We start from the raw sequence: 10035 nt of genomic DNA on the forward strand, positions 1-10035 counted from the left end.
GGTCGGCCAGCGTGCCTTCCCAGCTCTGCTGACGGCCGAGGGGCCTCGCCGGAAATATGACCGGCGAGGCCCCTCTGCCACCACTGAAGCACTGCGAACAGGATGGAGGGTGGCCGCCCAACCCCTTCTCGACTATTCGATCCGGGCACGTACGAGGGAGTCAATGGCCCTGGACAGGGCCTTCTTCAGCCTCTCCCGCTCGTCGCGTACCTGGTCGACCTTTCTACCGGCCGCCTGGTAGGCGGTTTCGAACGCGATCCACGCCTCGTAGGCCACAAGCAGCGCCTCGGAAGAGGACCGGCCTCGCTCGAACTGCTGCCGAAATCCCAGGGGCGGCTCATGACTCCCGATCCACAGTTCGAGCCGAGCATGTTCGGCCATGTATTGCGCGGCGAGTTCGACCACATCGTTACCGACGATGTTGCTGCCGATCACCCGCACACCGAGGTTGAGTGCAGGCGATGCCGTCGGAGCGCGCAACTGTTCAGGCACGTCGCTGGACGCCTGCAGACCTCGCAGCCACTCCCAGTCGCCCGCCATCACAACCTCCTTCGTTCAAAGCTTGTTTCGAGCAGCCAGCCTGCGATTTCCATCGAGTTCGAGACCGGCATTTCATAGCCCCCCGCCTTGAGGATCTTCGCACAGAAGGTCACGCAGTTGTTCGTATTGTTGTCGTGCGGTCCCAGGTTGCTGTCATCCAGGAAGTATTCCTGCGCCTGCTGTGCTCGCCTCGCGTTCGGCAGAGGCACTCGAATGACGTCAGTGCCAGGAGAATGAGCAGCCTCCCGCGAGGCTACGATGGAGTCCTCACCCGCTCTAGAACCCGCCTCGGTGTGAATCGTTCTGCCGTTGTGCGTCACTGCGATCGATGCGTGACCCTGTTCCATGTCCAGGTACACATCCGCGTAGCCCTCGTCGCCACAGTTGTGAACCAGGACCGGAGTTGCGCCGGCCAGCACATGGTACGTATGGACGTCATCGACCGTCAGGTTGTGGACCGTCGCCGAGTCGCTGGTCCAACGCTCCACCGCCGCGATCTGAACCAGTGTGCCTGCGCTGGTGCGGAGCCATTGGCCGGCCTTGAGCTCTGTGGCATCGACCCACTCCCCCAGTTCGGGGACCCAGAAGGGGTGGCCGTCGGTCGCAATGATCGTGTCCGTCGCCGTTCCCGTGCCGCTGTCCGTCTCGACAGTCACCTGAACCAGGTGCTTCGCGCCCTCGCCCCTGATTTCAGCGGTGACCGTTTCGGCTGTCGTCTCACCGGTCTCGGGGTCCGTGGCGAGGACCTTGTCCCCGGTCTCGACATCCTCGATCGGCTTGGTGGAGCCGTCCGCCATCAGGACGAGCGTGCCAGGGGTGAAGCTGTTGTTCACCTTGCACGAGCCGCCCCCGGCGGGCGCGTCGGAGTCCTTGCCACTCCCGCCGCCGGTGTCGGACTTCTTCTCCGCGCCGTCGCCCTTCTTGCCGCCGGAGTCGCCCTTCTTGGCCTCGAGCGCCTCCTTGGCCTTCGCCGGAGGTGCCGGGGCCGGCTTCTCCTTCGGCTTCGGGGTGACCGGCGGGGTGACCTTGTCGGCGGCGTCGACCGCATCTTCGGTCTTCTTCGTCGCCTTGGTGGCATCCGACGCCGTATCAACGGCGTCCACCGCCTTGTTGACGTACCGCGCCCCCTTCGCCGCCGTCGCCGCGTAACCCGCGATCGGGATCGCCGAGGCGTAGGACAGACCCGCGTCGATGTAGTTGCCCTCAGCCGTGTACCACAGGCCGTTCAGCAGGTCGGCGGGCTCGCCGAAGCCGGGCACCAGGCCCACTACATCGAGGGCGCCATGGCCGATCGGGCTGATCCAGGACTCACCCCAGTACAAACCCGTCGGGTCCGGGAAGGCCAGCGGGTTGTTGCGACCGTACGCGTAGGCGTTCAGGTGCTGCGGGTCCCCGACGTTCAGAACGGGGTCGACGGAGACGAACCGTCCGGACGCCGGATCGTATGCGCGGGCGCCGAGCTGGATCAGACCCGTCGTCGCGTCCGCCGTGCCGCCCACGAAGGACTTGTCACCTGGCCACGCGCCCGCCGTCGGCTTCGCACCGCGCACCTCACCGAAGGGGAGAGTTCGGCGCTGTGTGATCGCCGAATCCGCCGCCTTGATCGCGATCTCGGCCGTGCCGTTCTGGCCGCCGACCAGCCAGGTCACCCCGACAGTCGTCCGTACGGCGATCTTCTGGCCCGCGTGGGAGTAGTAGCGGGTCCCGGCCAGCGTGTTCTTCGCCGTGTCCAGGCGGATCTCCTGGCTGCCCAGATACAGCGTCACCGCGCCCTTCTCCTTGCGGAGCAGGCGGCCGCCCGAGGCGTCGTACACGTACGAGGTCTTGTTCACCTCGTCCAGGTTGTCGCCGGACAGGTACGGGGTCACCGCGCTCAGGCGGCCCTCCTCGTCCCAGTCCAGCTTCTGGTCGACCGCCGGGGAGAGGTCCGTCGCCGCCTTGGTGCGACGAACGGTGTTGCCCGCCTCGTCGTACTGGAAGCTCTGGGCCGCGGTCACTTCCTTGGCCGCCGTCGCGGTGCGCACCTCGGCCGACTTCAAGGCGTGCGCGTGCACGCCGCCCTTGGCGTCCTGGGCCTTCGGTACGTACGTCGTCGTCTGCGAGATCGCCGCGTCCCCGGTGGTGCCGGTGGCGTGGCGGACCTCGCTCGTGCGGTTGCCCGCCGCGTCGTACGTGTAGGAGTGCCGGTACGGTGCCGGGCCGCCGACGGTCGCCCCAGCGGCGCTGGGTGCGCAGGTGGTCGCCGTCTGGGTCCACGCCTCGGTCAGGCGGCGCAGGTAGTCGTATGTGAAGCACTGGACGTCCGCCGTCTTGCCCTCGGGTGCGTCGGCGATGCCCAGGATGTTGCCGGTGGCGTCGTAGCCGTAGGTGATGTCGGAGTCGGGTGTCTTGACGATCTCCCGGTCGATGCGGGCGCGCTCCAGGCGCCGGGTGCCTTCCTCGTAGGTGTTGGTGAGCCAGGTGTACTTGTCCGCGCTGGCGGTGCCCAGGGTCAGCTGGAGCATCTCGCCGTAGTTGGAGTACCGGGTCTCGCGGGCGTAGTCCGTCGTGTCGCCCAGGGTGAAGGACGGCAGGCCGGTCGCCGTGTAGCCCGTGGTGATCGTCTCCGCCGGGAGGCCCCCGGCCGCCGGGAGACCGACGTCGTCGATCGAGCCGTCCGGCTTGTACGACGCCGTCGAGGTGTACGTCCCGGCCAGCTTGCCTTCGGAGGCGGGGATCGTCACCGAGGTCTTCGTCGGGCGGCCCGCCACGTCATACGCGTCGACCGACGAGGTGTAGCCGTTCTCCCCCACCCACTTGGTGGCCGAGGTCAGACGCCCCTTGCCGTTGGGAACGGACGCGCTGTCGTACTCCCAGGTCGTCAGCTTCTTGTCGCCGTTGAAGAGCGAACGCTGACGGCCCAGCTTGTCGTACGTGAAGGTGAGGGTGATCTCGCGGTCGTTGCGGACCGTCTTGACCTGGTCGAGGTCGTCGTACGTCATCCACGTCGTACCCGCGTCGGGGTCGACCGACTTGGTCTGCCTGCCTCGTACGTCGTACTCGGACGACCAGACGTTGCCCGACGTGTCCTTCACCTCGGTGAGCCGACCCGCCGCGTCGTAGTCGTACGACGTCGTGTCCGCCGCGCCGGTCGGTGTACTGGCCCTGTACTCCAGGACCTTGGTCGTCTGGCCCTGCGCGTCGGTGTACGTCGCGGTGGGCGTGGCGCCCGCCGGCGGGTCGACCGTCGTGTGGTCGCCGTGGTACGTGCTCTTCGTGCGCCACTTCTCGGTGCCCGCGACGCGGAAGATCGAGTCCGTGGCGCGGCCCGCCGCGTCGTACACCGTCTCCGTCTCGCGAGGGGTTCCCTCGGAGGCGTCGACGACGTTCACGAAGGTTGTGCCGACGGTCGCCGTGTTGTAGAAGGGTCCGATCTCCTTGACCGCCAGGCCGCGGGTGTCGTACTCGGTGGTGGTGATGACACGGCCCGAGTTCGCGGCCGGGGTCTGGGTCTGGCGGGGTCGCAGCAGGCCGTCGGAGAGCTGGTGGCTGGTGGCCACCGAGCCGTTCGGGAGGAGCGACTTCGTCGTGGTGACGATGGGTGCGTTGTTGCGGATCAGGTAGGCGTATTCGAGGCTCGGGGTGTCCGTCGCCTTGGCGCGGCCGGGGAGCCAGACTTTCAGCAGGCGGCCGAGGGCGTCGTACTCCAGGTCGGTGCGCTGTTTGTTGGGGTCGACCGTGGCGGTGACCAGGCCCCAGCGGCGGTCGACGGTGGAGGTGGTGGTGTTGCCGAGGGGGTCCTCGACCTTCATACCGGTCACCGGGCCGCCGGTGGTCGGGGTGTAGGTCGTCTTCGTCGCGTTGTTCGCCTGGTCGGCGGACTCCACGACACGGCCGTGCACGTCGTACTTGGCGGTCGAGGTCGTCACGTACTGCGGGGTGCCGTCGGCCGTGTAGCCCTTGACCTTCTCGCTGCGCACCACGTCGCCCTTGGTGGGCGTGGTGCCGTAGATGTCGCGGTCGTCGTACCAGGTGCGGACGTCGGAGATCGCCTCGCCCTTGTACGAAGTCGGCGCTCCGTCATCGCAGTTGACCGGGACGACCGTGACCCGCTTCAGCAGCGTGAGCAGGTTCGCGTCGGTGTTGCGGTTGTACTCGTTCGTTGTGCAGGTGTCGTCGTCCTTGACCGCCAGGTCGCCGGAGTCGGAGGAACGGACGAGCATGCCGTACGAGTCGTAGAAGTGCTCGATGGCGGCGCGGCGGACCTTGCCGTCGTCGAGGGCGGTGCGGGTCGTCACCGACTTGACGGCCGCGTAGGACGCCTCGTTTTTGCCCTCCGTGGCCGTGGGCTCGGACTTCCAGGGCGTGCTGACCGAACCGGTCACCTCGGCGCCGCCGTTGAAGCTCCGCTGCTCCACGGCGAGGCCCTGGTGGCGGGCGTCGTCGCGGATCTTCGTGCCGTCGGAGGCCGTGACCGTGACGGACTTGGTGCCGCCGGACTCCTTCTCCCGGTCGCCGTCCATGCCCTGGAGGTAGGTGGTCTCGGTGCGGAGCTGCTTGCTGCCCGCCTCACCGGTCTTCATGGTGACGGTGCGGTAGCCGCGCCACTGGTTCCAGGTCTTCTTCTTGGTCTTGACGAGTTCGCTGTCGTCGAAGGCCCAGGCGGCGCCCGAGTAGTCGTAGGAGGTGACCTTGTTCGGGCCGGTGACCGTGACCTCGTCCTCGATCACCGTGTCGACGACGAACTTGTGGAACCAGTCCTCCTTCTCCCCGACCGTGCCCTCCTTCGACCAGAAGGACGGCATGCAGCGCTTGGTGTTGGTCTCAGGGGTGGGGAGGTTCGTCGGCGTGCACTCGTTCGGCTTGTAGTTGACCGAGATCGTGCCGCCCGTCTCCGACTGGATCGCCCGGATGCGCCACTTGTACATCGGCAGCCGGTCGTCGGAGCCGGTGTCGACGCGGTTGGCGTCCTGCCGCTCGTAGAAGGTGACCTTCGGGAGCTTGTTCGCGCCGTCCTTGCCGGAGTGGGTGACCGACTCCAGCCACATGGCCGGGGCGTGGGTGGTGTCGGCGCTCTGGTACTTGTGCGCGAGGTCCCACTCGTCGACGTCCGTGTACTTGCCGTCGGACCCGAGGACCTGAGTCGTGACCTTCGCGAGCCGCTTGCGGGAGAAGAAGGTCGGGGACCACTGGTCCTTGCACTCCGTGTCGGAGGTGCAGATCTGCTCGAACGGCACATCCGGCCAGCGCTTGGCGGTGGACTCCTTCAGATCACCCGGCTCACAGTCCGCGGCAGCGCCGCTGCAGCGCTCGGCGACGTCGAAGACGACCTGCGAGGGCGCGGCGGTCGTGTTCTCCTTGCCCGCCTGCTCGCCGTACTCGATCCGCTTGAGGTAGCCGCCGCGGTCGTAGGAGACGACCTTGTCACCGCGCACGCTGTCGTACTTGTTGGTCTCGGTGCCGTAGTAGTACGTCATCGTGTTGCCGTGCACGTCGACGACGTAGTCCAGGTTCCAGCGCCACGACTGCTGGCAGCGGGACTCCTTGAAGGTGTCCGCGTGACAGGGCTCGTCCTTGTCGTCACCGAAGACCGGGACCTCCCAGGAGGAGCCGGTGAACTCGGTGTCGGCGGACTCGCGCTTGCCCTTGCCGAAGTGGTAGCGGGTGCCGTCGGTGGTGGTGACGACCCAGTACTCGTTGTTGTTGTCGGAGTTGAAGCCGTCGTACCTACGCTCGATACGGGTGCCGTCGTCCTGCTTCAGACGCCACTCGTCCTTGCCCTTCTTGACCAGCTCACCGGCCCGGCCGCCGAAGTTCATGGTGGCGTTGTCGGAGTGCCAGCACAGGTCGTACTTCTGTGACCCGGCCTCGTCGTGCCCGTCCTCCGTGCAGGAGCGGTACGAGCGCTCGATGTAGCCGGCGCTCAGGTCGAAGCCCTCGCCGATCCAGGAGGTCTGGTTGTTGCTGGAGGCCGTACGGCCGTCCGTGGAGGCGGAGTTGTAGCCGAGGCCCAGCTGCGGGGAGGGCCCGGCGATGGCGGGCGGGACGCGCAGCGGATACTGCCAGGTGAAGCTGCCGGTCTGCCCGGCGACCTGCCAGGACGCGGACGGGGCCAGCGAGGTCGCCGTGTAGGAACCGGAGCCGCCGGAGGCCGCAGCGGCGACCGCGAGCAGCGGGGCCTTGGCGGCGGGCAGCGCGGCCACGTCGGCGGTGAGTTTCTGATCGCGGACGTCGTTGTCGGTCTTCAGCGGGGTGACGGTCTGGCACTTGGCCGCCTTGGGCGTGGTCAGAGCGCAGGCGGGCAGCTCGACCAGGCGCAGCCGCTGGGCCCAGTCGCCTCCGTAGGCCTGGGCGAAGGCCGCGTAGTCGACCTCGACGGAGACCACGCCGTTCGTGGTGCGGCTGTCGGCCCGGGTGACCTTGAGGAGCAGGCCGTCGATGCCGGCCTTCTGGGCGGCGGCGTGGCTGAGGACGTCGACCTTGGCGCGGGCGGGTGTGGCCGCCGCCATCGTGGAACGGGTCATGCCCTGGGGCGGGCCGACACGGACCGGGAACGAGCCGGCCTTGGCGCTCGACAGCGCGCCGCGTTTCTTGGAGTTCGCCAGGTCGGCGGTGGCGCTGCCGGCCTTCGGCCAGGTGGCCTTGAGGTCCAGGGGCTTGCCGTACGCCTTGGTGTGCTTGAGCGGGGTGGCGGCCGTGCCGTCCTCTTCGACGACCGGGGTGGAGGCGACGTCCTGGGTCTTGGGCCGCCGCTTCTCCCTAGCCTCGTCCGGGTCGTCGCCAAGGGCCGGGGTGCCCTGGAGCAGGGTGATGGTCAGGGCTGATGTGAGGGTGACACCGAGGGCTTTGGCCCAGGGGTGTGTTCTGTGTCTGCGAGATGCGCGCACGCGCGCTCCCCCTCCCGTATGGGTGTGAAAGTGCCCCCGGGTGCCCGAGAGTGCGGGCACCCGGGTGGACGGCTCTGGTCAGGAGTCGTCAGCGGTAGTCAGCGGGTCGTCAGTCGTTCGCGAGCCGGAAGATCTCCGTCCCCGACAGCAGGCCGGGGACGAGCCGCACGTCGTCGATGTCACCGGCGAACGGGTCGGACCAGTCGGCGCCGTACTGGGCGCGGCCGATGTTGAGACCCTTCGTGGCGTTCCAGACGTCGGTGACGGTGGCGCTGCCCTGCTCCTCGCCGTCGACGAAGAGCGTGAACTTCCGGGCCACCGGGTCGTAGGTCCCGGCCAGGTGGACCCACTTGTTCACGGTCGCGGGCCGCTCGCTCGGCGCCATGGCGCGGACGAGGTCGGAGTCCGCGGTGTCGCTGATATGCCGGCCGAAGATCCAGCGCTTGTAGGCGGTGGAGTAGTAGAGGTTGAAGCCGTTGCCCTGGCTGCCCGCCTGGCTGATCACCGAGATGTTCTTGGCCAGCGAGTTGGGCCGCACCCATGCCGAGACGGTGAACGCCTGACCAGTGTGGACGGCGGACACGCCGGTGGCGTGGTCGGTGGTGCCGTTGAAGCGCAGCGCCTTGTCGGCCGGATCGCTCGCGGACGCGTTGCCGGCGACCCAGTCGGCGCCCTTGACCGCCAGGTCTCGGCCGTGGCCGGAGCTGTCGGGGGCCGTGGTGCCGGAGGCCTGGTCGAGGCCGTACACGGCGGCGGCGCAGGTGTCGACGAGGATGTCGGAGCAGGCGCGGGTGACGGTGAAGAAGTACTTCTCCAGGGGGCCTCGGTTACCGGCCTGGTCGACGCTGCGGACGTAGAGCACATTCGGGCCGAAGGTGCTGGTCGGCACCTCAATGGTCGCGTTGCCGCCGAGAGAGGCTGGGGTGGCCTTACGAGCAGGGGTGTCGTTGCCGAGGTCCCACACGTAGAACTCGACGTCGTTCTTGAAGACCGAGTCGGAGTTGCCGTTCGCGGAGAGGGTGAAGTGCCGCTTGGTACCCGCCGGAAGGTCGGCCTCGTCGGCGACGGGTTCGACGCGCGGCTTGGTGTCGGGCCGCTCCACGTCCACCACGAACTCGCACCAGTCGGACCACTCGGAGTACCCGGAGTCCTTGAGCTTGCCGGTGGAACCGTCGTAGGTCTGGGCGTGCCACTTGTAGCCGTGGCCGTGCTTCAGCTCCCGGACCGGAATCCCCCGCTCGAACTTGCCCTCGTTCTGCGGTCCGTCCTTGCCCTCGTAGACCATGGGCCGGCCGTCGACCTGGTCCCAGACCCGGAAGGTGGCGGTGAGGTTCTGGCCAGTGCCATCGGTGTACGAGTCGGCGTCGGTGCCGGTGACGGACATGGTCGGGGGGGCGTCCCGGATCCACGGCCGCTTGGTGTTGTCGGTGGTGCAGGTCTTCTCGTCCGGGTTGGTCAGCTTCTCCCCGGTGGGCTTGCTCGGACGGGTGTTGTACGTGACGACGAGCTTGGCGTTGTCACCCCGGAACCGCTTCCAGGAGTTGGGGTCGTCCTCGTCGGCGGCCCGCAGCGAGAAGGCGATCGGGTCCTCACCGGCGGCCTTCTTGCGGACGGAGGAGGTGAGGTTCTCGTTGCTCTCGTCAGCACTGTCCGCGAAGTCGACCCAGCTGGGCGGAGCGTCGGGGCTGCAGCTGCCGCCCCGGCCGTACGCGACGGTCCGGTCGACCATCAGGTCGCCGTCCTTGGGCTTGTTGTTCCAGTTGGTGGCGGAGTCGACACCCCCCTCGGCGACCATGTGCAGGTTGACGGTGCTCTTGGTGCAGGAGAAGGAGAAGGTCTCGTAGACCTCGAAGACCGCCTTGGAGATGGTGCGGTTCTTCCAGCCGTCCGTGGAGAACTGGAAGTACATCCGGTTCGTGTACGGCGAGCCGCTGCACACGTAGTAGATGCCGCCGATGGTCTTGGCCGAGCAGCGGCCGACACCCTCGTCCTTCTTGAACTTGTGGAACTCGGTGCTCGGGTTGCCGCTGGACACATACAGCCACTCGCTCTTGGACATGCCGGCCTCGGGGTCGATATAGACCGGGAAGTCAGTGTCGGAGGCGGTGAGCAGGGCGCGGTCGGGCTCGACAGTGACGGCGGACGCGGAGACGTCGAGGGCCATGTCCGCGACCTTGGCGCCGGCGTCGGGCGCCTCCTGGGCGGGCGTGTCCGTGCCCGAGGCGGGAACGGCGTCGGTCGGGACCCCGGTGGTGGACGAGTCCCACATCTTGGGGGCCTGCCCGCCGAAGACGATCTCGCCCGAGGCGTCAACGGCCTGGAGGCCACCGGTCGGGCCGGTGCCGAGGTCCAGGCCCTCCGACCGTACGAGCAGCCGAAGTTCGGCCAGTTCCGCGTTATCGGCCGCTTCCGGAGTCTTCACCTCAAGGACGTACGAGTAGCCCGTTACCGAGGCGGTGGCCAGCAGGTCCACGCCGGGCAGCACCTCGCGGTACTCGGCGGTGTCCCCGGACAGGACCGGCTCGGGCAGCGGCGTGGGCCAACTCAGCGTGAAGGACCTGCCCTCCTCGCCGAGCGTGACGAAGTCGGACGAGCCGGCCGCAGCGAAAGCCAGGTCAACGACGGCGGC

The 10035-nt window shown here is 68.0% G+C and carries 3 protein-coding genes; all 3 read right to left on the minus strand.

Features of this window, described 5'->3' with window-relative positions; translation table 11 throughout:
* Nucleotides 1-132: 132 nt before the first annotated feature.
* Entirely contained in the window at nucleotides 133-540 is a 408-nt protein-coding gene (locus ACWD26_RS27420) for a hypothetical protein (protein WP_451274494.1), read from the minus strand.
* The gene (locus ACWD26_RS27425; protein ID WP_451274496.1) at nucleotides 540-7406 is read right to left on the minus strand and encodes a polymorphic toxin-type HINT domain-containing protein; all 6867 of its coding nucleotides are present in this window, start codon (nucleotides 7404-7406) and stop codon (nucleotides 540-542) included. Before ACWD26_RS27425 ends, ACWD26_RS27420 begins: the two co-directional genes overlap by 1 nt.
* 109 nt (nucleotides 7407-7515) lie before the next feature.
* Nucleotides 7516-10035: LamG-like jellyroll fold domain-containing protein (locus ACWD26_RS27430; protein ID WP_451274498.1), on the minus strand; the 2520-nt coding region annotated here is incomplete at its 5' end.

It is taken from the genome of Streptomyces sp. NPDC002787, assembly GCF_053592095.1.